This is a genomic window from Rhodococcus sp. T2V (genome assembly GCF_029269925.1).
GTDB classification, from domain to species: Bacteria; Actinomycetota; Actinomycetes; order Mycobacteriales; family Mycobacteriaceae; genus Rhodococcus_F; species Rhodococcus_F koreensis.
Map to the genome: position 1 here is coordinate 258,411 of NZ_JARJBD010000005.1, position 24,470 is coordinate 282,880.

Sequence of the window (24,470 nt, forward strand, 5' to 3'; positions counted from 1 at the left end):
TGCACACCAGTCACGCGTCGGCGGAAAACGTGCTCCGCGCCACCTCGGTGCCGTCGCCCCAGTCCAGTACCTCGAAGTCGCCGAAGACATTCGGTGCGGCCGCCTGCAGCTGCCGCAGGCACTCGACCGCGACACGGCGAATCTCCACGTCGGCGTGCTCGGTGGCCCGCATCGAGACGAAGTGCCGCCAGGCGCGGTAGTTGCCGGTGACCACCACGCGGGTCTCCGTCGCGTTGGGCAGGACGGCCCTCGCGGCCTGCCTCGCCTGCTTGTTGCGCAGCGGCACGTTGGAGGTGTCGGCCAGTTTCGATTCGAGGGCCTCGAGGAGTTCGCCGTACGCCGTTCTGCTGGCGTCGGTGGCCTTCGCGAACAGCTCCTCGAGTTCGGGGTCGCCGGCGATCGCGGGCGGGACGACGACGTTCCCCTCGTTCTCACGCACGAAGCGCTGCGACAGCTGCGAGTAGGAGAAGTGGCGGTGCCGGATCAACTCGTGGGTGCAGGACCGGGAGATGCCGGTGATGTAGAAGCTGACGGTGCCGTGTTCGAGGACCGACTCGTGCCCGACCTCGAGCAGATGACGCAGGTATCCGGCGTTGGTCGCGGTGCGGGGGTTGGGTTTGGACCAGCTCTGGTAGCACGCCCGGCCCGCGAATTCCGCCAGCGCTTCGCCGCCGTCGGCGTCGGTCTCCCACGGGATGTCCGCCGGTGGAAAGAACTCGGTCTTCGCGACGAGTTGCACCCTGAGCGGCACGGTCTGCGGCACTGCGCTGATCCTCCTACCGAACTCCCTGGTCGGGAGTCCCTCCTGAATGCATCGACCCTAGTCGCAGCGTCGGCCCGGCACTGTCCGAGGGTGACATCACCACACCGAGGTCACGACTGCTTGACTGACGTCACAGTTGACGTCATGCTGGCGTCATGGACCTCGGCATCTATGTCTCACGGCTGCGAGACGACCTGAACGCAGCAGCCGCACTCGGCGACGAGCAGACGCGGGCGACCGCTGCGGCGCTCGCCGCCGCAGTCGAGCCCGCCGCGCGCCTGCTCCTCCTGTCGGCGCTCACCGACTTTGCGGGAGAGGTGTCTTCCGAACTCGGCAATCGCACCGTCGGCGTGCGTCTGGACGGCAGCGAGGTGGCGGTCGACGTGCACCGCACTCCCGCCCAGCCCGGGCCGGACGGGGAACGCACCGCCACCGCCGAGGACATCGGTGCCGCGTTCGATGACGTCACCGGTGACATCAGCCGCGTCACCCTCCGCCTGATGGATCAGATCAAGTCGAAGGCCGAGGAGGCCGCCTCCCAGAACGGGGTGTCACTCAATTCCTGGGTGTCGCAAGCGGTCCAGGGCGCGCTCAAGGACCAGATGCGCCGGAACGGGAGAGGCGATTTCTGAGCGCCGGTGCACTCACTCCACGCGCCCGTCGGCGGCGGTGATGTAATTACGTCGCATCAGCCACACGGTGAGAGTCGCCACGGGCTCGAAGGAGCGAAGAACATGGCCGTTTCCGGCGTCAAGGAATTCGAGATCAAGGCCGATCCGGCCACGGTGATGGCCGCGATCGCTGCGGTGGATCGCCTGCCCGAGTGGTCCTCGGCCCACAAGTCGGTCACCATCGAGAGCACACACGACGACGGCCGCCCCCACCGAGTCCGGATGAGCGTCTCCATCCTCGGGATCAGCGACGAGCAGGTCGTCGACTACACGTTCGAGGGCGACAACACGGTGTCGTGGCACCTCGTCGAGAGCGGCCAGCAGAACGCCCAGGACGGGTCGTACGTCCTCACCGAGTCCGGCGTCGGCACCAAGGTGACGTTCGAATTGACGGTCGACCCGAAGATTCCGCTGCCGGGGTTCCTCGTGAAGAAGGCGCAGAAGACGGCGCTCGACACCGCGAGCAAGGGCCTGACGAAGTTCGTCGAGAGCCTGTAGGCAGCCGAGAGGCTCGAGTTCTTCACTCTCCTCGCGGCCGCGACGCCTCGGCCGCGAGGAGAGCACCGAGGTTGCCGCGATCGTCCACCCGGACGTCGTCCAGGCCCAACCACGTTGCCATTCTTCGCAATTCCGGAACCAGCGCCTCCACCACGTGCCCCGGATTCCGGTCGGGTTCGACGAACGCGGATCGCACCTCGAGCGTCCCCGACGCGCGGTCGGCCTTGAGATCGACCCTCGCCACCAGTTCACCGTTCAGCAGGAACGGGAAGACGTAGTACCCGTGGACACGTTTGTGCGCGGGGGTGTAGATCTCGAGGCGGTACCGGAAGTCGAATACCCGCTCGGTGCGGGGCCGGCAGAAGACCAGCGGATCGAACGGGCAGAGCAGCGCCGCCCCCTCCACCTTCCGGGGAACCCGGACGTCGCGGTGGACGAATGCCGGTGCCTCCCAGCCCCGGACGTCGACCCGTTCGAGCACACCGTCCTCGACGAGGTCCTCGACGGCCGCGGCGGTCTGCGCCGGCGACAGCCGGTAGTAGTCGCGCAGATCGGGTTCGGTGGCCACCCCGAGGGCCCGCGCGGACCGTTGCACCAGGCCACGGACGGCATCGTCCTCCGAAACATTCTCGGCGAGAACCGCTTTCGGCAGCACCCGTTCGGTGAGGTCGTAGTGACGGGTGAAGGCGACGCGCTTGTCGACCGCCAGCGCGCCGGACGCGAACAGCTGCTCGCACACCACTTTGGTGTCGCTGCGATCCCACCAAGGACCCTTGCGGTCGGGCCGGTCGACCTCGAGGTGTTTCTCCACGTCACCCGCGCTGCACGCACCGACGGCGCCGATCACGTCGAGCACGTCGGCGGCGAGCGTGGGATTGCGGTCGAGTACGCGGGATTCGCCGGACCAGCGTCCGTGCCGGTACCGGTGCATCCGCCAGCGCAGCAGCGGCCAGTCCTCGACCGGGATGAACGCCGCCTCGTGCGCCCAGTACTCCGCCAGCATGCGGGGTGCGCGGGCGGAGTGCGACCACGCCGCCGAGTCGACCAGACCGCGGTCGTACACCCCGAGACGGCTGAACAGCGGGACGTAGTGGGCACGCACGGCCACCGACACGGAGTCGATCTGGAACAACCGCACGCGGTCGAGAACCGAACGGACGTGCCTGCGCGTCGGCGTACCGGCCGGCTTCCGGTCGGCGAAACCCTGCGCCCAGAGCGCCGTTCTCCTGGCCGCGGCGGCGGTCATCTCACGCATGCCCGAAGCTTGCCATCGGCCACCGACACAGTCGACGGCGACGTGGTCAGGCGTCGTCGGCCAGCGTGACCGCCACCGTCGCACCGAGTTCGTACAACCGCTCCCGCGCACTCGCGTCGACAGATCCGGTCAGTTCCAGGATCTCGGCGACCTGGGTGAGCGCCAGCCCGGTCACGATCTTCTGCACCGACTTCACGGCCCCGGCGGTGTCGTTGTTGCCGTGCACCCAGAGTCCGTAGGGCCGCCCGGCGACCGCGTCGAGGCACGGGTAGTAGACGGTGTCGAAGAAGTGCTTCAGCGCACCGGACATGTAGCCGAAGTTGGCGGAGGTCCCGAACAGGAACCCGTCGGCCGCGAGGACGTCGGGGACGGTCGCGCCGAGTGCGGGGATCGACTTCACCTCGACCCCGTCGATGTCGGGGTCCCGGGCGCCTTTCAGTACGGCTTCGAGGCACTCACGGGTCACCGGCGACGGCGTGTGGTGGACGACGAGTAGCGACTTCACAGTCGTCAGCGTACGACCGGTTCCGTGCCCTACCGGCCGGACCCGGCTTCCCGTTCGACGCGTTCGAGTTCCACGGCTCGTTTCATCGTTTCCCTGGCCCGGCCGCGGTCGCCGGCGTAGTCGTAGGCGCGCGCGAGCCGGTAGGAGTTCCGCCAGTTGTCCGGGTCTGCTTCCCATTCGGACTTGACCTGCTGGAACAGTGCGTCGGCCGCGTCTCGGTCGATGCGACCCGAGGGACGCTTCGGGAGATCGGTGACATCCAGTTCGAGTCGCTCGTCGGCGATGCGGCGGGACAGATGCTGGTGCTGAAATCCGGCGCGGAGCGTGGCGTAGACGATCCAGGCACCCAGGAACGGCAGGATCAGGACGCCGATACCCAGGCCGATCGCCGCCGCACCGCCGTCCTGGATCAGCTCGATGCCGCGCTGCCCGAGCAGGACGAAGTAGAACGCCAGGGCCGCGACCAGCAGTCCGATCGTGACGACGGTCTTGGTCGAGCCGTCCTTCACAGGTCGAGAAGGGGGTCGATACCGACGGTGAGACCGGGGCGGTTGCCGATCTCCCGCACACCGAGCAGGACGCCGGGGGCGAAGGAGTTGCGGTCGATCGAATCGTGGCGGATGGTCAGCGTCTCGCCCTGCGTGCCGAGGATGATCTCCTGATGGGCGACCAGACCTGCGAGCCGCACGGAATGGACGCGCACGCCGTCCACGTCGGCGCCGCGCGCACCGTCCAGTTCGGTGGTCGTCGCGTCGGGGCTCGGTCCCACGCCGGCCTTGCGGCGTGCCTCCGAGATGAGGGCGGCGGTCCGGTAGGCGGTGCCGGACGGCGCATCCGCCTTGTTGGGGTGGTGCAACTCGATGACCTCGACGGAATCGAAGAATCGTGCTGCCGCTTCGGCGAAGCGCATGGAGAGGACGGCGCCGATCGCGAAGTTGGGGGCGATCAGGACCCCGACGTCGGGGCGCTCGGTCAGCCACGACCGCACGGTGTCGAGCCTCGTGTCGTCGAATCCGGTGGTGCCCACCACGGCATGAATGCCGTTGGAGACGAGGAACTTCAGGTTGTCCATCACCACGTCGGGGTGGGTGAAGTCGACGACGACCTGCGTGCCGGCCTCGACGAACGACTCGAGCCGGTCGCCGTGATCGACCTCCGCGACGAGTTCGAGGTCCGGTGCCTGCTCCACCGCCTCGCAGATCGCCCGTCCGACCTTGCCCTTGGCCCCGAGAACCCCGACTCTGATGGGTGCTGCTGCGCTCACTTCTCCACGCTCCGTCCAGTCACAACGATTCGCCCGAAAGCCTACGCAATCGCCGGGTGCCGACCGCTGTGCAGGGGCGGCGTGGGAGACCTGCGTCTCGTCCTCACACGCGGTGGGGCTCGTATCCCGGGTGCCAGTGCGGTGATCGGCCGAGCAGCGACAGCACCGCGTCGAAATCCGCAGAGTCGGCGCCGGCGGTCGATCCCGGGGCGAACGCGGCGCCCTCGCGCAACCGGTCCGCACCGTCCGGCACGCGGCGGGCGATAGGGAGAACCGCGGCCACCATGCCGGTTTCCGGCGCGAAGTCGAGGTCGAGTGCTCGCGCGACGTCCCACGAATGGACGGCGTAGTCGAGGAAGTGGAACCCGACGGCGGTGGCCGCGGGGAACGGGAACTCGGTGCTGATCTCCGGTAGCCAGAACTGCCGCTCCCCGACACCGTCGCGGGCGAAGGCCTCGACGACGGTGTCCGCCGCCGCGCGATAGGCGGCAACCGGGTTCGCCGACGCATGCGGCCGCCAGTGCGACAGGTCGGGTCCGTCGCCCGCGGCCGCCGCGGCGAACCCCAGGTGCTGCACGGTCATGTGAGCCAGCAGTTCGCCGAGGGTCCATTGCGCGCACGGTGTCGCGCGCTGCAGGTCGCCACCCGTCACGTGCGACACGATCTCCACACTCGCCTCGACGGCGCGGGCATCCCAGCGCCGGACCTCGTCCACATCCATCGTCGGTACCTCCGACCTTCGAAACGAATTAATACGCTATCGCTTATCATCTACTCAAGTAGATTATCGGTCAAGGTGTATTTTCTGCGGTATGCCGAGCCTCGACCCGAAGAACGGACAGCACGAGCGCACCCGCCCCGACCTCGCCGCGATGACGACCACCCTGAACCGCTCACTGTTGGCGGCAGAACTCCCCGTGCTCGCCGAGCACGGGCTGACCATGTGGGGCTACGTCGTACTCCTCGCACTCGACGAGCACCCGCTGCGCACCCAAGCCGCTCTCGCGGAGACGATCGGCGCCGACAAGACCCGGATCATCGGCGTGCTCGACGAACTGCAGGACCGCGGCCTGATCGACCGGCAGCGCGATCCCGCGGACCGCCGGGCCCGGCTGCTGTCGCTGACCCCCGATGGGCATCGGGTGCGCGATTCGGCGCAGGCGGCGATCCGGCGGGGCGAGGAGCGACTCCTCGCCCGGTTGCCGGAGCGGGACCGGGCCGGTTTTCTGGCCGGCCTGATCGCGTTGTCGGCACTGTCCGTCGAAGACGTCACGGGGCGCCCGAGCGACTCCGACTGACGGAATCCGCGCGAATCAGTCGAACACGATGATCTGCCGGATCGCCCTGCCGTCGGCGAGTTCGTCCATGCCGCGGTTGATGTCGTCGAGGGTGATGCGGGAGGAGATGAGTTTCTCGACGGGAAGCTTCCCGGAGCGCCAGAGGTCCTCGTAGATCGGGATGTCCCGGGACGGCACCGCCGAGCCGAGGTAGCTGCCGATGATCGTGCGGGCCTCCGCCACCAGGGTGAGCGGGGAGATCGACGACTGCGCGTCCGGGGACGGCAGTCCGACGGTGATCGTCTTGCCCCCGGGAGAGGTTGCGCGAACAGCCGATTCGAACGCGCGTGCGTTCCCGGCGGCCTCGATGACGATGGGCGCCCGAACACCGGCTTCCTCGAGTTCCGCCGGGGTGTAGACCGCGGTCGCTCCGAGTTCGCGGGCGGTCTGCAATTTCGCGGGCACGGCGTCGACGCCGATGACCTCACCGGCGCCCCGGGACACGGCCGTCAGGATCGCGGCCATTCCCACGCCGCCGAGCCCGACGACCATCACGGCCTGGCCGGGTTGCGGGTCGCCCGCGTTGAGGACGGCGCCGCCGCCGGTGAGGACGGCGCATCCGAGCACGGCCGCCACGTCGGCGGGGACGTCGTCGCCGACGGGAACGACCGAGCGCCGGTTGACGACCGCGTGCGTCGCGAATCCGGACACCCCGAGATGGTGGTGCACGGTGGCGCCGCCGCGGTGCAGTCGCGCTCCCCCGTCGAGCAGGGTTCCGCCGTTGTTGGCGCTGGTCCCCGGCACGCACGGCATGCGACCGTCGGTGGCGCAGCCTTCACACTCTCCGCAGCGCGGGAGGAACGTCATGACCACGCGCTGTCCGACCGTGACGTCGTCGACGCCGGCGCCGAGTTGCATGATCCGCCCCGCCGCCTCGTGCCCGAGCAGCATCGGGACCGGGCGCACGCGGTTGCCGTCGACGACGGACAGATCGGAGTGGCACAGACCCGCCGCCTCGATCCGGACCAGGATCTCGCCCGCACCGGGCTCGTCGAGGTCGAGTTCGGAGATCGAGATCGGCGCCGACTCGGCGAACGGGCGCGTTCTCCCGATCTCCTCGAGTACCGCTCCACGGATCTTCATGTCGGGCTGCTCCTGTCGGTGTTCGGCGAATCCTCGTTACCGGACGATGCCGCGCACCGAGGCCGGCAGGTCGCGCCTGCGACGATACGGTCCGACGACGGCGGCGGCGAACGGGCGCTGCAGCAGGACCCTCGCGACGTCGCGGACCTCGTCGGTGGTGACCGCGTCGATCTTGCTCAGGGTTTCGGTGATGCTGCGGTGATTGCCGTAGTTGAGCTCACTGCGACCGATACGGTGCATCCGGGAACCCGAATCCTCCAGTCCCAGAACCAGTCCGCCCCGCAGCGAACCCTTGGCGCGGGCGCACTCGGCGTCGGTGATGCCCTCGGCCGCCACGTTCGACAGCACCTCGCGGATCACCGTGGTGACCTCGCCGAGGTTCTCGGGCTGACACCCGGCGTAGATCGAGAACGCGCCCGTGTCGGAGAACGTGTCGATGCCCGAGTACACGGAATATGCCAGGCCACGGATTTCCCGCACTTCCTGGAAGAGCCGGGAACTGAGCCCGCCGCCGACGGCGGCGTTGAGGACCGACAGCGCCCAGCGATGGGCCTCGTGCCGCCCGAACGCGCGCACCCCGAGCGAGAGGTGGACCTGTTCGCTGTCCCGGTTGGTCAGGCTGAGTGCCGGCTCCGTGCGCAGGCGCAGGGTGCCTGCACGTCGGGGAGCCGGTTCGGAGGCCGATTCGAGGTGCCCGGCGAACGCGCGCCGCACCAGCTCGACGGTGTGTTCGTGCTCCACGTTGCCGGCGACGGCGACCACCATGCGCGGCGGCGTGTAGCGCCGCACGTGGAACGAGTGGAGTTGGGTGCGGGTCATCGATTCGATGGATTCGACACTGCCGATCACCGGCCTGCCGACGGGATGGTCGCCGTACAGGGCGGTCAGGAACGCGTCGCCGAGGAGGTCCTCCGGATCGTCGTCGCGCATCGAGATCTCTTCGAGGACCACCTGGCGTTCGACGTCGACGTCGGAGGACCGGCAGCGGCCGCGCAGGACGACGTCACTGACGAGGTCGATGGCGAGCGGCAGGTCGTCGTCGAGCACGTGCGCGTAGAAGCAGGTGTGCTCCTTGGACGTGAAGGCGTTGAGCTCGCCGCCGACGCCGTCCATCACCTGCGCGATGTCGAGAGCGCTGCGCGACGGCGTGGCCTTGAACAGCAGATGCTCGAGGAAATGCGCGGCCCCGGCGACGGTGGGTTGCTCGTCGCGTGATCCGACACCCACCCAGACGCCCACGGAGGCGGATCGGACACCGGGAACGTATTCGGTGACCACCCGGAGCCCGCCGGGGAGCACGGTGCGCCGGACGCCGGCATCCGGCTCGTGCAGGGTCGGCGCTTGGGTGAGTGCGGCAGTGCGGCTGCGATCGATCTTGGCCATGTAGTGGTTCAGCGGTCCTCGAAAGCTGGGCGTCGTCGAACGGCAAACTTTACACGCGGCCCCCGACAGTGGTTCACCAGGCTCGACGACGGGGTTGCGAGCCGATGAGCTCGCCGTTTCGGGCGACGTCGCGGCTGCGGTACACGATGTAGGGGCGGAACAGATAGCCCACGGGAGCGCTGAAGGCGTGCACGAGCCGGGTGAACGGCCAGAGCGCGAACAACACCAGAGCGATCGCGACGTGTATGTGGAAGGCCGGCGCCGCCTGCGCCATCAGATCGCCGCGGGGCTGCAGAATCCAGATCGACCGGAACCACGGCGACACCGTCTCGCGGTAGTTGCTCTCCTCGCCGACGACGCCGGATCCGAGCAGGGTGGTCGCCAGCCCGGCGACGATCGCGGCGAGCAGCACCGCGTACATCAGCTTGTCGTTCCAGGTGGTCGCCGTGAACACCGGACCGCGGGTGCGCCGCCGGTACACCAGGACGAGGGCACCGGTCAGAGTTGCCACCCCCGCGATCGCGCCGAGCACGAGGGCCTGGAGGTGATAGGCGTGCTCGCTCATCCCGATCGCGTCGGTCCACGACTGCGGGACGACCAGGCCGATGACGTGGCCGGCGATCACGACGAGGATGCCGAAGTGGAACAGCGGGCTGCCGATCCGCAGCAACCGGCTCTCGTAGAGCTGCGAAGAGCGGGTGGTCCACCCGAATTTGTCGTAGCGGTACCGCCACCACGTGCCGACCACGAAGATCGCCAGCGTGACGTACGGCACGATGTCCCAGAAGAGTTCACCGGCTGACATGTCAGGTCGCTCCTTCGCGGCGCGGTGGAACGGTCAGGGTGAAGGGCTCGAGCCCGACGGTCTCGGCGGGCGGCCCGGCCGCGGCGAGTTGCCGCGCCCGCGCCACGTCCCGGTCGGAGGCGGGCGGCAGTGTGCCGCACACGGCCGCGACGACGCCGGCGTACGGCGAGCCCGTCTCGCCGAGCGCCGCATGCAGCATGTCGAGCGGAACCCGGTGCGCCGACAGGAGTCCCGCACCCGCGGCGGCGTCGACGAGCGCGGCGAACTCGAGCACCACCGTCAGGTGATCGGCCGACTCGTCCTTCGGCGGTTCGACACCGGCGCGGCGGTAGGTGTCGGCGAAGGCCAGGATCTCGCGGCCGCGGTTGCGGGTGTCGCCCGCCGTCCAGTACGTCAGATACAGCGTCGTGCGGCGGCGGAGATCGAACGTCTCGACGTACTGCGCCGCCGCCACGTACGGGTCCGTCCCGCACAGGAAGCGATGCACCTCCGCGAGCAGCCGCCCCGAATCGGGCGGCACGTGCCCGAGGATGTCGGCGACGACGTGGAGACGCTCGTCCCGGCCGTCGTCCGGATACGCGAGCAGCAGTGCCGCCGCGTGCCACACCAGGCGATCGCGGGTAGTCCCACGCCGACGGCGGAACAGTCCGGTCACGACTGCTCGCTCCGTTCGGGGAACATGCCGGCCGGGGCGCCTTTGCCGTCCCAGTTCAGTAGGTTCACGCGGGACGGGTGGCTCGCGTTGGCGGACATCTCGCCGGTGGTCTGCCGCTCGCGCAGCGCGTGGAATGTCTCGACCGCCACGGGCACCGGGCCGCCGCTGACCTCACCGAAGGGACCGGACTCGTGCATGCCGGGGCCGCCCTCGAAGTCGAGTGCGCATTCCGTCGCCGTCTCCTCGAGGCGGTGTCCGTCGGCGGCGTAGGCGGTGGGGATCACGTACCGCTCTTCGTATTTCGCGAGCGCCAGCAACCGGTACATCTGGTAGATCTGTTCCTCCGTCATCCCGACCGCGGCCGGGATGTGGGGCTGCGGCTCGCGGCCGAGGTTGATGTCGCGCATGTACGACCGCATCGCCGCGAGGCGGCGAAGGACACCGTCCACCACCTCGGTGTCGCCCGCGGTGAACAGTCCCGCCAGGTATTCGACCGGGATCCGCAACGAGTCGAGCGCACCGAACAGGTTGCCGACGTCCTCGCCGTCGTGACCGTCGCGGCTGACGGCGTCGACGACGGGCGACAGCGGCGGCACGTACCAGACCATCGGCATCGTCCGGAATTCCGGATGCAGCGGAAGCGCGACCCGGCAGTCCTTGATCAGGGCGTGGACGGGCGAATTCTGGGCCGCCTCGATCCATTCGTCCGAGATTCCCTCCGCGCGGGCGCCCTCCACGACTGCGGGGTCGCGGGGGTCCAGCAGGAGGTCGAGTTGCGCCTCGTACAGGTCCGTGTCGTTCTCCGCCGAGGCCGCGGCGAGGACCTTGTCGACGTCGTAGAAGAGCAGGCCGATGTAGCGCAGCCGGCCGACGCACGTCTCCGCGCACACGGTCGGCAGTCCCACCTCGACGCGCGGATAACAGAACGTGCACTTCTCGGCCTTGCCGGTCTTGTGGTTGAAATACACCTTCTTGTACGGGCATCCGGACACGCACATCCGCCAGCCGCGGCACTTGTCCTGGTCGACGAGCACGATGCCGTCCTCGGACCGCTTGTACATCGCGCCCGACGGGCAGGAGGCGACGCAGGACGGGTTGAGGCAGTGCTCGCAGATGCGCGGCAGGTAGAACATGAACGTCTCTTCGAGCTCGAGCTTGACGGTGTCGCTCACCTTCTTCAGCACCGGATCGTCCGGGAGGATCTCGGGCGAACCCGCGAGGTCGTCGTCCCAGTTCGCCGACCACTCCACCTTCATCGGCCTGCCGCTGATCAGGCTGCGCGGGGCCGCGACGGGTATGTGCTCGCCGAGCGGGGCGCGGGTGAGGTTCTCGTAGTCGTACGTCCAGGGTTCGTAGTAGTCGTCGATGGACGGCATCTTCGGGTTCGAGAAGATCCGCGAGAGCTTCTTCCACCGGCCGCCGTCCCGCAGGCGCAGCCGCCCCTTGCCGTCCCGCACCCACCCGCCGCGCCACTTCTCCTGGTCCTCGTAGGTGCGCGGATAGCCCTGGCCGGGCCGGGTTTCCACGTTGTTGAACCACACGTACTCGGTACCGGAGCGATTGGTCCACGCCTGCTTGCACGTCACCGAACAGGTGTGGCAGCCGATGCACTTGTCGAGATTCATCACCATCGCGAGCTGAGCCATGACACGCATCAGTACGTCACCTCCTGCGAGCGACGGCGCACCACCGTCACCTCGTCGCGCTGGTTTCCGGTCGGCCCCAGATAGTTGAACGCGAACGACGTCTGCGCGTAGCCGCCGGCCAGGTGGGACGGCTTGATCAGCAGCCGGGTCAGCGAATTATGGATGCCCCCACGCTGTCCGGTCGTTTCGGTGAGTGGCACGTCGATGGTGCGTTCCTGCGCGTGGTAGACGTAGACGACGCCGTCCGGCATCCGGTGCGAGACGATCGCCCGGCACACCACCACCCCGTTGCGATTGACCGCCTCCACCCAGTCGTTGTCCCGCACCTCGATCTTCGCGGCGTCGTTCGGGCTCATCCACATGGTGGGCCCACCCCGCGACAGCGACAGCATGAACAGGTTGTCCTGATACTCGGAGTGGATCGACCATTTCGAGTGCGGGGTCAGATAGCGCACGCTCAGCCCGATCCCGCCCTGCCGATCGCCCACGGCGGGTTCGCCGAACAACCGGGCCATGTCGAGCGGCGGGCGGTAGATGGGCAACTGCTCCCCCAGTTCCTCGATCCAGTCGTGGTCGAGGAAGAAGTGCATGCGCCCGGTCAGCGTGTGGAAGGGCTTCAGCTCCTCGATGTTCACCGTGAACGGCGCGTACCGGCGGCCGCCGGTCTCGCTGCCCGACCATTCGGGGCTGGTGATCACCGGAACCGGCCGGGCCTGGGTGTCGGCGAACGTGATCCGGCGCTCCTCGCTCCCCTCGGCGAGGTGCGCGAGCGGCGTGCCCGTCCGCTTCTCGAGTTCGCGGAATCCCTGGACGGCGAGTCTGCCGTTCGACGTCCCCGACAACGCGAGGATGGTCTCGGCCATCTTCTCGGCGGTGTCGAGCGCCGGCCGACCCGCGGCGACGCCGGAGTCGAGGACGCCGTGCCCGGCGGCGAGTTCGCGTACCTCTCGGTCCGGATGCGTGGTGACGCCTTTGGTGGTGAGCCCCGCCGACTCGACGAGCGGGCCCAGCGCCGCCCACTTCTCGGCGACGGCGGGATAGTCCCGTTCGACCACCACCAGCGGACCCATCGTCTTGCCCGGGACGGGCGTCTGACCGTGTGCGCGCCAATCCTGTTCGGTGCCGCCCCGGTATGCCATCGCTCCCGGGGTGTCGTGCTGCAACGTGCCCATCACGACGTCGCGGCGCACACCGAGATGCCGTCGCGCCAGCACGCTGAACGCCCGCGCCACCGCACCGAAAGCGTCGAAATCGGAACGGGTTTCCCACGGCGGGTCGATCGCCGGAGAGAAGGCGTGCAGATACGGGTGCATGTCGGTGCTGGACAGGTCGGACTTCTCGTACCAGGTCGCGGCGGGGAGGACGACGTCCGACAGCAACGTGGTGGACGTCATCCGGAAGTCGATCGACATCAGCAGGTCGAGTTTGCCCTCCGGGATGTCGTCGCGCCAGGTGACGTCGTTCGGGCGAAGGTGCTCGGGGGTGGGCTCCGCCTGCAGATTCGACGTCGTGCCCAGGAGGTGACGGAGAAAGTACTCGTTACCCTTGCTCGATGAACCGAGCAGGTTCGCGCGCCACACGCTCAGCACGCGCGGCCAGTTCCGCGGATCATCCGGGTCGGTGATCGCGAATTTCAGCTCCCCCGAGGCCAATTTGCTGGTCACGTGCTCCACGACGTCGCGTCCCTGGGCCTGGGCCTCGTCGGCCAGGTCGAGGCTGGAGCGGTCGAACTGCGGGTAGAACGGCGTCCACCCCATCGAGACGGCCGACGTCATCACGTCCATCGTGTGCCTGCCCCGGAAGTTTCCCCGGCCGGTGGGGCTCGCGAGGGCGTCGGCGCGGTACCCGTCGTACCGCCACTGGTCTGTGTGGACGTACCAATACGACGTGCCCGCCATCTGGCGCGGCGGGCGACTCCAGTCGGTGCCCATCGCGACCGTCGCCCATCCCGTGACGGGACGGCACTTCTCCTGCCCGACGTAGTGGGCCCACCCGCCGCCGTTGCGGCCCATCGACCCGGTGAGCAACAGCAGGCTCAGCACCGCCCGGTACGTCGCGTCGCCGTGGAACCACTGGCAGATCCCGGCGCCCATGATGATCATCGAACGCCCGCCCGAGTCGACGGCGTTGGTCGCGAACTCGCGGGCGATCCGGACCACCTGCGCCGCCGCGACCCCGGTGATCGGTTCCTGCCACGCCGGTGTGTACGGGACGGCCGCGTCGTCGAAGCCGCCGGGCCAGTCACCGGGAAGCCCGGGCCGAGCAACGCCGTACTGGGCGAGCAGGAGGTCGAAGATGGTGCACACCCGGAGGTCGCCGACCCGGCGGACCGGCACACCGCGCACCAGCGTCTCGCCGTGGCCGTCCGGGGTGTCGAACCGCGGCAGGTGCACCGCGGCGGTCTCGCCCTCCCCGTCGGGCGCGACGACCGTCAGCGCGGGAACGACGTCACCGAGGTCCAGATTCCACTTCCCCACGCCCTCGTCGCCGTAACGGAATCCGAGGGAGCCGTGCGGCACCACCACCTCGCCCGTGGCGCCGTCCACCAGGACGGGTTTGAACGCGGCGTTCTCGCTCGACTCACCGAGGTCCGCGGCGGTCACGTTCTTTCCCGGAACGAGGCGGCCGTCGCGTTCCTCGAGCGCGATCAGGAACGGCAGATCCGTGTACTGCCGCACGTAGTCGACGAAGAACGGTTCGCGCCGCGTCACGAAGAACTCCGACAGGATCACGTGTCCCATCGCCATCGCCATCGCGCCGTCCGTGCCCGCGGCGCACGGCATCCACTCGTCCGCGAATTTCGTGTTGTCGGCGTAGTCGGGGCTGATCGACACGACTTTCGTGCCGCGATACCGCACCTCGGCCATCCAGTGGGCGTCCGGAGTCCGGGTGACCGGGACGTTGGACCCCCACATCATCAGATACGCCGCGTCCCACCAGTCGCCGGACTCGGGAACATCGGTCTGATCCCCGAACACCTGCGGCGACGCGACCGGAAGATCGGCGTACCAATCGTAGAACGAGGTCATGACGCCACCGAGAAGTTCGACGAACCGCGATCCCGCGGCGAACGACACCATCGACATCGCGGGAATCGGCGAGAACCCGGCGATCCGGTCGGGGCCGTATTCCCTGATCGTGTGCACGTGCGCCGCGGCGATCATCTCGGTGGCCTCGGCCCAGGTGACCCGCACGAGCCCACCCTTGCCCCTGGCCTGCTGATACTTCCGGCGACGCGCGGGGTCGGCCTGGATGTCGGCCCACGCGTCCACCGGATCACCGAGGCGCTCACGGGCCTCCCGGTACATTTCGACGAGAACACCGCGCGCGTAGGGATACCGCACGCGCGTCGGCGAGTACGTGTACCAGGAGAACGCCGCACCGCGGGGGCAGCCGCGGGGTTCGTACTCGGGGCGGTCCGGACCCACCGACGGGTAGTCGGTTTCCTGGGTCTCCCACGTGATGATCCCGTCCTTGACGTAGATCTTCCACGAACACGATCCGGTGCAGTTCACGCCGTGGGTGGACCGCACCACCTTGTCGTGGCTCCAGCGGTCCCGGTAGAAGACGTCGCCCTGCCGCCCGCCTTCCCGGGTGACGGTGCGCAGATCGTCCGAGAACACACCCGGAGTGAAGAACCGCCCTCCCCTGAGCAGGGCTTCCTCCGCGGGACCACCGGTGTGCGGGATGACCACGTCTGCTCTCCTTCAGGTCGAGTGGGCCGACGCCGGATTCGGGGTCCGCGTCGAATTCGATACCTCACGAAGTCCTGAACGCACCCATCCATGGAACCGCAGTTGCCGCGGGATCGTGGCGAATCGGACAAACACCGGAATCGGGTCGATGCGCTCGCCGGGTCAGTGCCGCGTGTCGCCGGACCGCAGGTCGGTCGCCGCCAGCACCGCGATGCGCTCGGTGCGCTGGCCCGGCCGGATCATCTCCCGTGCCTCCAGCATCCTCGTGCGGGACGCGAGTGCGGGACCGAACGGCACGTCCTCCGACGCCACCACGTCCACCCGCAGTCCCCGTTCCTCGAGCATCGCCCGCGTCTTGTCCACCCCGTTGAGCGTCGACTGGACGAGGAGCAGGGTGCCGCCGGGGGCGAGGAGGTCCGGGGTTTCGCTGCAGATCCGGTCCAGCACGGCGCGCCCGTCGACGCCCCCGTCCCAAGCCCGCGCGAGGACCCGGCCCGGCCTGCCGTCGTCGGTCGCCGGCGCGTAGGGCGGGTTGGCCACCACCACGTCGAAGCGAAGGGTCCGGACGGCGTCCACCAGATCGCCCCGCACCACACGGATCGTCCGCCGGTTCAGTGTGGCATTGAGCCACGTACTGATCGCGGCGCGGCGGGACACGTCGACCGCTGTCACCCAACCGGCGCCCGCCGCACACGCCTGGACACTCAACACGCCTGTGCCGCAGCAGAGATCGAGCACACGGGTGCCCGGCCCGAGTTCTCGGGCGGCCAGCACCTCGGCGAGCAGCCACGTGTCGCGCTGGGGGCGATACACCCCGGGTAGACGAACGAGCATGATCGGCTCCCTCCCTCGCCGTTCCCTACTAGCGTGGCCAGTACCGCGAGTTACACGCAACTCGACACGGCCCAATTCACCCGTTGTTCACGTCCTACGGCTCGGTCGTGCGGACCCTCGTCCGCCGGCTCGCCCGCGTCGCGGGCGAACGCTAGGCCGGTCGTCGCAGGTACAGATCGCGCAGCAGCGCCACTTCGGCACCGTGGTGGATGACCTCGCGATTGATGTGCAACACCAGCGCCGCCATCGGGTAGTCCGCGAACGGTCCCTCGCTCGGCCCGCACGACTGGGTGAGACCGCTGGTTCCCAGGCCCCGCACGCCTTCGCACCAGGCGTCGTACTGCTCGTCGAGTTGGATGAGCGCCTGCGCAGCGGTACCGGCGTAGTCGAACGTCTGATAGTCCATGGGCGGGCCGCCGAAGTGATTGCCGATCCGCATGCCCAAGACGCCGACGATGATGTGCCCGAGCCGCCAGGCGATGGTCGTGATCGGCGGCGGGTCCGGCGCGGGAAAGGCGAAGTCGATGGTGAACTCGCAGCTGCCGCCCTGAACGGGAGCCTGCGAGCGGCCTCTCGGTCGCACACTCCAGCAGTCCGGGGCAGGCTCCCAGATGTACTCCTCATCGGTCAGCCCCGCCAGCCGTGGGCGCAATTGATGGTCCCAGTGCCAGCTGAGCTGATCGGCAAGTTCGTGCGGCCAGTCCATTCGTGCTCCCCTCTCCCGGTCGCCGACCGGACGTCGGAATATCCCGTGACGTGCTACCGCACACCGTCCCGGATCCGGACACCCGGATGGTTGGCCCGCAGTTTCATTGCGGCCGGCATGACCGTCCGTTCGATCCGCCGCTCCCTGGTGTCCGGCTTCTTCGTCCGCGCCGAACCCGCCCGGATCGGCACGGAACTCGCCCACCCATACTCCGGCGAGAACGGTCACTCGGCCAGGTGACGCTCCACGGTCTCGACCTTCGCCCGAAGCTGACCGCTGCGCGCCGGCCGGATATCCGCCTTCAGCACCAGACTGACCCGCGGAAACTGTTCCAGCAGAACGTCCGTCGCGCGCTTCACGACCGCCATCACCTCGTCCCACTCACCCTCGACGGTGGTGAACATCGACGTGGTCTCGTTGGGCAGCCCGGATTCGCGGACAACACGCACGGCCGCGGCGACCGCGGCACCGACACTGTCGGAGTCCCCGCCCATCGGGCTGACGCTGAATGCCACCAGCATGCGCTCTCCTTGCCGTGGGGATCGATGACCACCATTGAATCACCTCGTCCGCTCCCGCTAGGCCGTTCGGGGCAGGGACCCGGTAGCCGTGCCGGCGTGCGCCTGCCGTCGCAGCGCCTCCAGGTTCTGCCGCATCTGCGGCCGCATGTCGCGGTGCTGCGGCTGGAGGTGTGAGTAGAGCGAGAGCAGCGGGCGGTACGGCAGTACGTCGATCCGATACGAGTGCGTCACCCGGGTCCCGTCGCCGTCCGCCTTGAACGTGTACGACCAGGTGGTCGAGTCGTGGTACAGCGGGTTGCGTCGGTCCGACACCGTGTGGAATGCGAATTTCCTGCCCGTATCGGCGACGGTCACCTCGCAGACCCGGGACCACCGCATGTGATGTGCGTGGTTGTGTCCCCGGAATCGGGCGCCCACGGTCCCCGGCGACCGTCCCGGTAGCCACGCGCAGCTGCGGCACTCGGGGCTGCGTTCGGCGATGCGGGTGACGTCGGCGACCACGTCGTACAGCGGCCGGGCCGGGACGTCGATCCACAATTCTGCCGAGCCCTCGGTGCGGGCCGGCCGGTGATGCCGCGGGCTCACGTCGAGGTCGGCGCCCCACCGGGAGGCGCACGCCCGCCGATACGGTCGTTTGAACGCATGGAGCAGCATGAACCGGGTGGCGGGACCGACCTTGCGAACGGTGACGTCGTAGTCCTCCCGATCGACACCGTCGACGAGCCAGTGAGCTTCGATCCCCAGCTCCCGCTTGGTCTTCGAGGCAATGAACACCTGCTGTTCCACGTCGTCCCACTGACCACGGGTCAGGGTTCGGGCGACGATCGGCATCATCTCGTCCTCCTCCCGGTGCAGATGCGGCAGCAGAACCTGCCCGAGAGCGGCGAGGGAACGCGAAAGTTCCTCTCGGGCAGCCGGATGCGCACGATAGTCGGTTGCCGCAGCGACGACCCGCTCCATCTCGGGGACGATTCGCGCATGATCGGCGTCCATCACGTCGAGCAGCGGCCCGGCGTCCGGGTTCAACTCGCGGACCAGCGGCCACAGCCCACGGTCCTCGCCGCTGTGGTGCAGGTGCAGGAAATGCATCATCCACACGAGATGATCGGCGAGGGCGACCCGTTGGGCCTGCGCGGGCGGAGGTGTCATGTGCAGCGCCTCCGCGGCGCGTGCGATATCGCGGCGCAGCGCGTTGTGGACGATGCGCATGATGCGAGTGTCGGCAGAATGCCGAGCGTCGGTAGTCATGACCTACTCCAGACAAAGGCGCCGGTGTGTCACACCGGGCGGTCGAGGATTTCTTCGATGCGGTCGATCAACCACGACTCGTAACGGACACGGCTCCAACCGCATTCGTCCACGAGCAGGGCGTAGACCTGGTCGTGGGCCTGGACCCACAGTTCGTCGACCTGACCGGGATCGGCGTGACGACCCACGATCAGGTCGGCGACGTCGGCGACCGAGCGCCTGCGCTGCCCCTCCAGGTCGGCGGCCACCGCTGCGAGCGTGGCATCCGCCGTCGCACCCTGGCGGATTGCCACGGCCAGGCGGTAGATGCGCTCGTTGATCGTGGCGATCATGCGGGCACCCGACTCGATGCGGTCACTGGTCGTGCGCCCCGTTCGGATCGCCGTGTAGACGGGCCGGTCGGCCAACGGCACCTCAGCGTCGTCTCCGACGATGGCAACCTCCAGCGCCGACTTCAACAGGTCGGCCTTGGATCCGAATGTCGTGTAGACGGTTTCGACGGAAACCTCCGCGGCCCGCGCGACATCACGCACCCCTGTCGCGACCCAGCCGCGCTCGGCGAACAACCGGGTGGCGGCCTCGAGCACGACCGCCCGCGTCTGCGCCGCCTGCATGCGGCGCAGCGGAGATCGGTACCGGCGGGTCCCGGATCCGCCCGGCACCGCCGAGTCGTGCTCGACCGTGGCCATACCCAATCTTAGAACTCATGAGTTTTCAATACAACCCTGTTCAAGCCATTTCGGCGACGCGCCCGTCCGCACCCGAACACGATCGAGGAGCGCCCCTTCCAGGCACACTGTGGCCGGTCCGAGAACCGTCGCGATCGCCGCCATTGGCCACGGGCACCGGGTGACAGTGTACGAGCGGCGGGAACCGGACTCCGCGGGTGAGGACGGCGCCTACCTGACGGTGTCCGGTCAGGCACTACCTCCCCCGACGGTGCGCGACTGCACACGGCCGACGGCCGGGTCGTCGACGCGGACGTGCTCGTCGGGTGCGACGGAATGTCCTCGATCGTGCGCGGAGAGATCATCGCCTGCCCGACCGGACCGGTCTACGACGACCAGGTCGTGCTCTACGGCCACGACGCCGGCATCCCCGGCCACACCGACCCCGAACCCGGGGTGCTGTCGTTCTTCCGCCACGCAGAACACACCTTCGGCATTCTCGACGGTGGCAGCACGGGGATCTTCTGGTTCGCCCGGCTGACCCGCCCGGCGCTCCCCCAGGCCGGCGTCGGCATGCACTCCTCGCAGGATTGGACGCGCGAGCTGACCGCCGCATTCCCCACCCCGGTCCCCGGCGCCCGCCGCCATCTCGAGTCGACCCCGACGATCTTCGCCTGCAACGCCGAACGCGTACCAGACCTACCCTCCTGGGGAGATCAACGGGCCCTGATCAACGGTGACGCCGCCCACGGCATGTCACCGGCAGCGGGCCAGGGCGCCTCCTCGCCACCGCCGAAGCCCTCACCACCGCAGCCGTCCTCCACCCGCGCACCCGCGCACCGAAGTACTCCTCCGCGATAAGCCGACGCCGCACCGTCGCCGACGAGGCCCGCAGCGCGCCCGCCCCGCCGGCCGCAGAACTGACGCCGGGTTCGCCTCGCCGACATGGGATCCCCCGGATCGCCCGGCATTCCTGCGACGCCTCGGCGTCGCGCCCGACCAATACAGGCGGCACGTCGCCGCCACCGCACCCTGATCCCGCAGTGCAAGGATCGAACTACCTACTTTCCACCGGTTTTCGGTGTTGCCGAACCGGCGGAACGTGCGCGTGGACACCACTACCACCAGGCGCCGAGTCCGCCCCGCCCCGCCTGGCCGACCTGTTCGCTTGCCCGACTTGTCCTATCCGGGACTTTCGGCCTCGCGCGGATGTCCGCGCATCCTGTACAACTGAATGAGAGATGCCAGATTGTGACATGAACCACACCTGACCGTTATCTTACGACTCGATTACCTAGAGCTGAATACAAGGTTCCCGGGAACCCCGTAGTGGCAGTGCGGGTGTGCGAGCGGGGCCGGAAGGGACACCCGACATGCTGCTGCCGATGTCACCGACCGATTCACTGTTCCTCCTCGGCGAGTCGCGGGAACATCCGATGCACGTCGGCGGCCTGGCAGTATTCACTCCACCGGACGGCGCCGACGCAGCCGACATCGGGGCGATGTTCGAGACGGCTGCAACCTCCGACGAGGTGGCACCACTCTTCCGCAAGCAGGCCCGACGATCGGTCACCACCCTGGGACAGTGGGGTTGGGACACCGCGACCGACGTCGACGTCGATTACCACGTGCACCGCAACGCCCTCCCCCAACCGGGTGGCATGCCCGAACTGATGACCCTGGTGGCCCGGCTGCACGGAACCTCACTCGACCGCACCCGCCCACTGTGGGAGATGCACCTGATCGAAGGCCTCGACGACGGCCGCTACGCGGTATACACCAAGATCCACCACGCCCTCGCCGACGGCGCATCCGCGATGAACCTGTTGCGCCGCAGCATGAGCGAGGACCCCACGCGCACTGGCATGCCCGCCCCCTGGCAACCCGCCGCCCCCGTGACCGCGACCGACGCGGCCCCGCCAGAACCTGGATCATCGACGCCGCCGAACCTGCGTGACCTTCCGGGTCAGGTCCTGCGCGGCGCCCGCAACGCGTCGAGCGAGGTCGCCGGCCTGGCACCGGCGCTGGCCGGCACCGTGGAACGCGCCCTACGCGCCAAGGGCGGCCCCCTGTCCACACAGGCACCGCACACCATGTTCAACGTCGCGATCGGGGGCGCCCGCCACTTCGCCGCCCGCACCTGGCCACTCGAACGGATACGACTGCTCGCCAAGCACGCCGACGCCACCGTCAACGACATCATCCTCGCGATGTCCGCAGGGGCACTGCGCGGCTACCTGCACGACCTCGGTGCGCTGCCCGCCGAACCGCTGATCGCCATGGTCCCGGTGTCCCTGCGCCCCAACACTTCCGACACCGATACGGAATCCGTCAACGGGAACCGGATCGGGGTCCTGATGTGCAACCTCGCCACCCACCTACCGGACCCCGCCCACCGCCTCGACACCGTGCGCACCTGCATGCGCGAAGGCAAACACGCCCTCCGTGCCATGAGCCCCGCCCAAGTGCTGGCGATGAGCGCCGTCGGCGCCGCCCCCCTCGGAATCGAAATGCTCCTCGGCCGCCGAGGACCGCAGCGGCCGCCGTTCAACCTGGTGATCTCCAACGTCGCCGGACCCGACACCCCGCTGTACTGGAACGGCGCCCACCTCGACTCCCTCTACCCCCTGTCGATCCCGGTCACCGGACAAGCCCTGAACATCACCTGCACCAGCAGCGATGACCAACTCGTGTTCGGGTTGACCGGCTGCCGGCGCACCGTCCCGAACCTGCACCCGATGCTCGACCACCTCGACACCGAACTCGACGCCCTCGAACGCGTCGTCGGCCTATGACTCCACCGGCACCACCGACACAACACCGGCGTCCGCCCAGTAGAAGGAATTCTGTGAACATCCACAAGGCACTGCTCATACTGCTACTCGGCGGCACCGCCGCCGTCCATGCGATCCTCCGCCGCCCCACCCCGCGCCGCCGCGGACACGGCGTCCCCTTCCACGCCAACGGCTGACACCCCCACCTCCATCATCTCCCCCGGACCTCGACAGTCACGAACGGCCGTCCGATGTGACAGAACCCTTTCGCTGCCCGCAACCGACCTGCGGGCAGCGAGTATCGCCGTCCCTCGACCGCGAACACTTCGGCTATGGATTCGAGTGCTGACCTGTCTCGGGCATGAGGTCTTTTTCTGCCAAGAATGTCCTTGTGTTGATCGAGGCGCGCATTGTGCACTGGACGTAGAGTGGGTTTACAAAAGCGACTGAGGAGTGGGAATGGCGCGCCAAATAGTAGTCGAACACGTTGACGATATCGACGGAACTTCCATAGCGGAGGGAAAGGGAGAGACAATCGCCTTCTCCGTGAATGGAATCGACTACCAGATCGACTTGTCGGCGAAGAATGCGAAGGAGTTCCACAATAAACTCGACCACTACATCGATCACGCCACAAAGGTGGGTGGTCGCATGAGTCGATCCGCGGGCACACTGACGTCGGGTGGGGGCGCCAAGCAGAAACCTGTGCGGCGGGACCGTGACCAGGTGAGGGCAGTGCGGGAATGGGCACAGAAACAGGGCTATGACATCGGGGGCCGAGGGCGCATTCCCATCGAGATCACAGAAGCGTACGACGCTGCTCATTGACGACCGCCACGAGAGCGCCGTTGCTGGAATGGGAGGGCTGAGGAGCGAGCGGAATTCACACACGGAGCGTCGGCGGGAGCCGCGCCGTAGTTTGCCGAACACATTCACCCCCTCGTCAGAATCTCACCCATTCTGGAGAACACAGAAAAAGCAATCATTGTGCTAATTCGGCGCTGTCGTTCCAGCTCGCACACGATCACGCCAACCCGTTGCGAAGTCATGCGTAGTCATGAATGCCGTTTGCGTCCGTGGGGATACCGGAAGTCGACGGCGCCGACCATATCGTCCTCTGTCGCACATCATTCGGGTCGACGAGAGTGAACACGAGCAACCAGCACCACGCCCGAGACGAGAAACCCGGCGGTGGTCACCGCGACCACAACTTTCGCCGGCGCGGTCATCACATCGGTCCCGAGCACGAACGCGAGACCTGACACCCCACCCATCGCCAGGCAAACCACTCCCGCCAGCACCGTCACAACCCGGACCACCGGCACTCTCCCCAGCACTGTGCGCGAACCCATCACGTCACGCCGCCCAACCGCACCATGCCGATGCTTCGGCGTCGATTCGGTGGTCGAAACGTTGCCGCCGACCGCGGAGGTGCGGGGCCGCTGGGTTCCTCCGCGCCTCGGCGGGCCCGTCACGGTGTGCGGGGATCGTCTTCGGCGGCGAGACAGGGAAGTTGCCGTTCGGCGGTGAGGACCTCGGGGATGCGATCGAGGCGTGGGTTGCGGGATTCCTGATTGGTCATGAGTGTGTCGCCTCATCCACTTGATGTACTTGACGGTACGGGGAGCGAATTACCATCGTTGCGGCCTGGAGCAACCAGTGCGTTTCGCGAAGGTGAGGTCGACATGACTTCTGCCCCAGCTCACCGCCACACTCCCCGATTTTACCTGCTCAGGCTCCTTCTTCGAACGGCCCGGACGAACAGCACGGGCACGATTGCCGTATACCGCGGCCATCGTGCGCGCGAGGCGCGGCACAGCAGACATTGCGGCACCAGCGTGGACGCCGCCGTCGACTGTCCAGAGCCGAATTCTCGAGGGATGATCGTCGGGTGAGCAACGGCGAAGCACTCCATCCGAACACCGACGTGCACGTGGAGGACGGTTCGCGCGACGGTCGCGTCCTCGCGCCCCCGCCGACCATTCCCGGGGCGCCACCTGCCGCGACCAGCACAGTGCCGAGTGCGCTCGCCGACGGACTCCCCGAAAATCGCTATCTCAACCGCGAACTCAGCTGGCTCGATTTCAATTCACGAGTACTTGCCCTCGCCGAGGACACCTCGCTTCCGCTGCTCGAGCGCGCCAAATTCCTCGCCATCT

26 protein-coding genes and 1 pseudogene are annotated in these 24,470 nt (G+C 68.2%); 9 read left to right on the plus strand and 18 right to left on the minus strand.

The features are described from left to right. Positions 1 to 10: 10 nt before the first annotated feature. The gene (gene thyX / locus P3H15_RS07335) at positions 11 to 763 is read right to left on the minus strand and encodes an FAD-dependent thymidylate synthase (RefSeq protein ID WP_087555775.1); all 753 of its coding nucleotides are present in this window, start codon (positions 761 to 763) and stop codon (positions 11 to 13) included. Between the two features lie 155 nt (positions 764 to 918). Between thyX and P3H15_RS07340 the strand changes: the two genes are divergently transcribed. Next, entirely contained in the window at positions 919 to 1,395 is a 477-nt protein-coding gene (locus P3H15_RS07340) for a toxin-antitoxin system HicB family antitoxin (RefSeq protein WP_206015356.1), read from the plus strand. 102 nt (positions 1,396 to 1,497) lie between these two features. Beyond that, entirely contained in the window at positions 1,498 to 1,932 is a 435-nt protein-coding gene (locus P3H15_RS07345) for an SRPBCC family protein (protein ID WP_276136600.1), read from the plus strand. 22 nt (positions 1,933 to 1,954) lie between these two features. Here the strand turns inward: P3H15_RS07345 and P3H15_RS07350 are convergent, their stop codons facing one another. The 5 genes from P3H15_RS07350 to P3H15_RS07370 form a co-directional block, all read right to left on the minus strand. Next, positions 1,955 to 3,187, minus strand: a complete 1,233-nt coding sequence (locus tag P3H15_RS07350; RefSeq protein WP_276136601.1) for a winged helix-turn-helix domain-containing protein — start codon at positions 3,185 to 3,187, stop codon at positions 1,955 to 1,957. 46 nt (positions 3,188 to 3,233) lie between these two features. Beyond that, positions 3,234 to 3,692: a flavodoxin family protein gene (locus tag P3H15_RS07355; RefSeq protein WP_276136602.1), complete on the minus strand. Its 459-nt coding sequence runs from the start codon at positions 3,690 to 3,692 to the stop codon at positions 3,234 to 3,236. A 29-nt stretch (positions 3,693 to 3,721) separates the two neighbouring features. Next, the gene (locus P3H15_RS07360) at positions 3,722 to 4,201 is read right to left on the minus strand and encodes a hypothetical protein (RefSeq protein ID WP_276136603.1); all 480 of its coding nucleotides are present in this window, start codon (positions 4,199 to 4,201) and stop codon (positions 3,722 to 3,724) included. Continuing rightward, on the minus strand, positions 4,198 to 4,956 hold the full coding sequence (gene dapB, locus P3H15_RS07365; RefSeq protein ID WP_276136604.1) for a 4-hydroxy-tetrahydrodipicolinate reductase: 759 nt from the start codon (positions 4,954 to 4,956) through the stop codon (positions 4,198 to 4,200). Before dapB ends, P3H15_RS07360 begins: the two co-directional genes overlap by 4 nt. A 103-nt stretch (positions 4,957 to 5,059) precedes the next feature. Continuing rightward, on the minus strand, positions 5,060 to 5,677 hold the full coding sequence (locus P3H15_RS07370) for a TIGR03086 family metal-binding protein (protein ID WP_276136605.1): 618 nt from the start codon (positions 5,675 to 5,677) through the stop codon (positions 5,060 to 5,062). A gap of 91 nt (positions 5,678 to 5,768) precedes the next feature. On the opposite strand from P3H15_RS07370, the gene P3H15_RS07375 reads away from it, so the two are divergent. Further along, positions 5,769 to 6,254: a MarR family winged helix-turn-helix transcriptional regulator gene (locus P3H15_RS07375; protein WP_276136606.1), complete on the plus strand. Its 486-nt coding sequence runs from the start codon at positions 5,769 to 5,771 to the stop codon at positions 6,252 to 6,254. 15 nt (positions 6,255 to 6,269) lie between these two features. On the opposite strand, the gene P3H15_RS07380 is transcribed toward P3H15_RS07375, so the two are convergent. The 8 genes from P3H15_RS07380 to P3H15_RS07415 form a co-directional block, all read right to left on the minus strand. Continuing rightward, on the minus strand, positions 6,270 to 7,376 hold the full coding sequence (locus P3H15_RS07380) for an alcohol dehydrogenase catalytic domain-containing protein (protein ID WP_276136607.1): 1,107 nt from the start codon (positions 7,374 to 7,376) through the stop codon (positions 6,270 to 6,272). A 36-nt stretch (positions 7,377 to 7,412) separates the two neighbouring features. Further along, on the minus strand, positions 7,413 to 8,759 hold the full coding sequence (locus P3H15_RS07385; RefSeq protein WP_276136608.1) for a pitrilysin family protein: 1,347 nt from the start codon (positions 8,757 to 8,759) through the stop codon (positions 7,413 to 7,415). 73 nt (positions 8,760 to 8,832) lie between these two features. Continuing rightward, positions 8,833 to 9,564 (minus strand): respiratory nitrate reductase subunit gamma, encoded by a 732-nt coding sequence (narI, locus tag P3H15_RS07390; protein WP_276136609.1) that lies wholly within the window; start codon positions 9,562 to 9,564, stop codon positions 8,833 to 8,835. A gap of 1 nt (position 9,565) precedes the next feature. After that, the gene (gene narJ / locus P3H15_RS07395) at positions 9,566 to 10,219 is read right to left on the minus strand and encodes a nitrate reductase molybdenum cofactor assembly chaperone (RefSeq protein ID WP_276136610.1); all 654 of its coding nucleotides are present in this window, start codon (positions 10,217 to 10,219) and stop codon (positions 9,566 to 9,568) included. Continuing rightward, the gene (narH, locus tag P3H15_RS07400) at positions 10,216 to 11,874 is read right to left on the minus strand and encodes a nitrate reductase subunit beta (RefSeq protein ID WP_276136611.1); all 1,659 of its coding nucleotides are present in this window, start codon (positions 11,872 to 11,874) and stop codon (positions 10,216 to 10,218) included. The genes narJ and narH overlap by 4 nt, the downstream gene beginning before the upstream one ends. Then, complete coding sequence (locus tag P3H15_RS07405) at positions 11,874 to 15,560, minus strand: nitrate reductase subunit alpha (RefSeq protein ID WP_276136612.1); 3,687 nt, start codon at positions 15,558 to 15,560, stop codon at positions 11,874 to 11,876. The genes narH and P3H15_RS07405 overlap by 1 nt, the downstream gene beginning before the upstream one ends. Positions 15,561 to 15,722: 162 nt before the next feature. Then, a complete protein-coding gene (locus tag P3H15_RS07410) occupies positions 15,723 to 16,394 on the minus strand; it encodes a HemK2/MTQ2 family protein methyltransferase (protein ID WP_276136613.1) in 672 nt (223 codons plus the stop codon). A gap of 151 nt (positions 16,395 to 16,545) precedes the next feature. Next, on the minus strand, positions 16,546 to 17,100 hold the full coding sequence (locus tag P3H15_RS07415) for a DinB family protein (RefSeq protein ID WP_276136614.1): 555 nt from the start codon (positions 17,098 to 17,100) through the stop codon (positions 16,546 to 16,548). A 45-nt stretch (positions 17,101 to 17,145) separates the two neighbouring features. Here P3H15_RS07415 and P3H15_RS07420 point away from each other — a divergent pair, with 45 nt between their 5' ends. Continuing rightward, the gene (locus P3H15_RS07420) at positions 17,146 to 17,340 is read left to right on the plus strand and encodes a hypothetical protein (protein WP_276136615.1); all 195 of its coding nucleotides are present in this window, start codon (positions 17,146 to 17,148) and stop codon (positions 17,338 to 17,340) included. Here P3H15_RS07420 and P3H15_RS07425 read toward each other — a convergent pair. The 3 genes from P3H15_RS07425 to P3H15_RS07435 are packed head-to-tail and all read right to left on the minus strand — an operon-like array spanning position 17,325 to position 19,558. After that, positions 17,325 to 17,621, minus strand: a complete 297-nt coding sequence (locus tag P3H15_RS07425; RefSeq protein WP_276136616.1) for an MTH1187 family thiamine-binding protein — start codon at positions 17,619 to 17,621, stop codon at positions 17,325 to 17,327. The genes P3H15_RS07420 and P3H15_RS07425 overlap by 16 nt on opposite strands. Positions 17,622 to 17,678: 57 nt before the next feature. Then, the gene (locus tag P3H15_RS07430) at positions 17,679 to 18,869 is read right to left on the minus strand and encodes a hemerythrin domain-containing protein (RefSeq protein WP_276136617.1); all 1,191 of its coding nucleotides are present in this window, start codon (positions 18,867 to 18,869) and stop codon (positions 17,679 to 17,681) included. A gap of 29 nt (positions 18,870 to 18,898) precedes the next feature. Next, positions 18,899 to 19,558 carry a TetR/AcrR family transcriptional regulator gene (locus P3H15_RS07435; RefSeq protein ID WP_276136618.1) on the minus strand — a complete coding sequence of 220 codons (660 nt, stop codon included), beginning with the start codon at positions 19,556 to 19,558 and terminating at the stop codon, positions 18,899 to 18,901. 258 nt (positions 19,559 to 19,816) lie between these two features. On the opposite strand from P3H15_RS07435, the gene P3H15_RS07440 reads away from it, so the two are divergent. From P3H15_RS07440 to P3H15_RS07455, 4 genes are all read left to right on the plus strand, one after another. Beyond that, positions 19,817 to 20,398, plus strand: coding sequence for an NAD(P)/FAD-dependent oxidoreductase (locus P3H15_RS07440; protein WP_276136634.1), 582 nt, complete (start codon positions 19,817 to 19,819; stop codon positions 20,396 to 20,398). Between the two features lie 512 nt (positions 20,399 to 20,910). After that, on the plus strand, positions 20,911 to 22,332 hold the full coding sequence (locus tag P3H15_RS07445; RefSeq protein WP_276136619.1) for a wax ester/triacylglycerol synthase family O-acyltransferase: 1,422 nt from the start codon (positions 20,911 to 20,913) through the stop codon (positions 22,330 to 22,332). Between the two features lie 53 nt (positions 22,333 to 22,385). Continuing rightward, positions 22,386 to 22,508: a hypothetical protein gene (locus tag P3H15_RS07450; RefSeq protein ID WP_276136620.1), complete on the plus strand. Its 123-nt coding sequence runs from the start codon at positions 22,386 to 22,388 to the stop codon at positions 22,506 to 22,508. Positions 22,509 to 22,770: 262 nt separating this feature from the next. Next, positions 22,771 to 23,139: an Lsr2 family protein gene (locus P3H15_RS07455; protein WP_276136621.1), complete on the plus strand. Its 369-nt coding sequence runs from the start codon at positions 22,771 to 22,773 to the stop codon at positions 23,137 to 23,139. A gap of 299 nt (positions 23,140 to 23,438) precedes the next feature. Here the strand turns inward: P3H15_RS07455 and P3H15_RS07460 are convergent, their stop codons facing one another. Next, positions 23,439 to 23,618, minus strand: a complete 180-nt coding sequence (locus P3H15_RS07460; RefSeq protein ID WP_276136622.1) for a hypothetical protein — start codon at positions 23,616 to 23,618, stop codon at positions 23,439 to 23,441. Positions 23,619 to 24,244: 626 nt separating this feature from the next. Between P3H15_RS07460 and P3H15_RS07465 the strand changes: the two are divergent. Then, positions 24,245 to 24,470: pseudogene (locus tag P3H15_RS07465) on the plus strand (RNA degradosome polyphosphate kinase); the annotation flags it as partial.

Coding starts and splice junctions, on each gene's coding strand:
- P3H15_RS07340 (WP_206015356.1), top strand. CDS start 919: ATGGACCTCGGCATCTATGTCTCACGGCTGCGAGACGACCTGAACGCA.
- P3H15_RS07345 (WP_276136600.1), top strand. CDS start 1,498: ATGGCCGTTTCCGGCGTCAAGGAATTCGAGATCAAGGCCGATCCGGCC.
- P3H15_RS07350 (WP_276136601.1), bottom strand. CDS start 3,187: ATGCGTGAGATGACCGCCGCCGCGGCCAGGAGAACGGCGCTCTGGGCG.
- P3H15_RS07370 (WP_276136605.1), bottom strand. CDS start 5,677: ATGGATGTGGACGAGGTCCGGCGCTGGGATGCCCGCGCCGTCGAGGCG.
- P3H15_RS07375 (WP_276136606.1), top strand. CDS start 5,769: ATGCCGAGCCTCGACCCGAAGAACGGACAGCACGAGCGCACCCGCCCC.
- P3H15_RS07380 (WP_276136607.1), bottom strand. CDS start 7,376: ATGAAGATCCGTGGAGCGGTACTCGAGGAGATCGGGAGAACGCGCCCG.
- P3H15_RS07385 (WP_276136608.1), bottom strand. CDS start 8,759: ATGGCCAAGATCGATCGCAGCCGCACTGCCGCACTCACCCAAGCGCCG.
- narI (WP_276136609.1), bottom strand. CDS start 9,564: ATGTCAGCCGGTGAACTCTTCTGGGACATCGTGCCGTACGTCACGCTG.
- narH (WP_276136611.1), bottom strand. CDS start 11,874: ATGCGTGTCATGGCTCAGCTCGCGATGGTGATGAATCTCGACAAGTGC.
- P3H15_RS07410 (WP_276136613.1), bottom strand. CDS start 16,394: ATGCTCGTTCGTCTACCCGGGGTGTATCGCCCCCAGCGCGACACGTGG.
- P3H15_RS07415 (WP_276136614.1), bottom strand. CDS start 17,100: ATGGACTGGCCGCACGAACTTGCCGATCAGCTCAGCTGGCACTGGGAC.
- P3H15_RS07425 (WP_276136616.1), bottom strand. CDS start 17,621: ATGCTGGTGGCATTCAGCGTCAGCCCGATGGGCGGGGACTCCGACAGT.
- P3H15_RS07430 (WP_276136617.1), bottom strand. CDS start 18,869: ATGACTACCGACGCTCGGCATTCTGCCGACACTCGCATCATGCGCATC.
- P3H15_RS07435 (WP_276136618.1), bottom strand. CDS start 19,558: ATGGCCACGGTCGAGCACGACTCGGCGGTGCCGGGCGGATCCGGGACC.
- P3H15_RS07445 (WP_276136619.1), top strand. CDS start 20,911: ATGCTGCTGCCGATGTCACCGACCGATTCACTGTTCCTCCTCGGCGAG.
- P3H15_RS07455 (WP_276136621.1), top strand. CDS start 22,771: ATGGCGCGCCAAATAGTAGTCGAACACGTTGACGATATCGACGGAACT.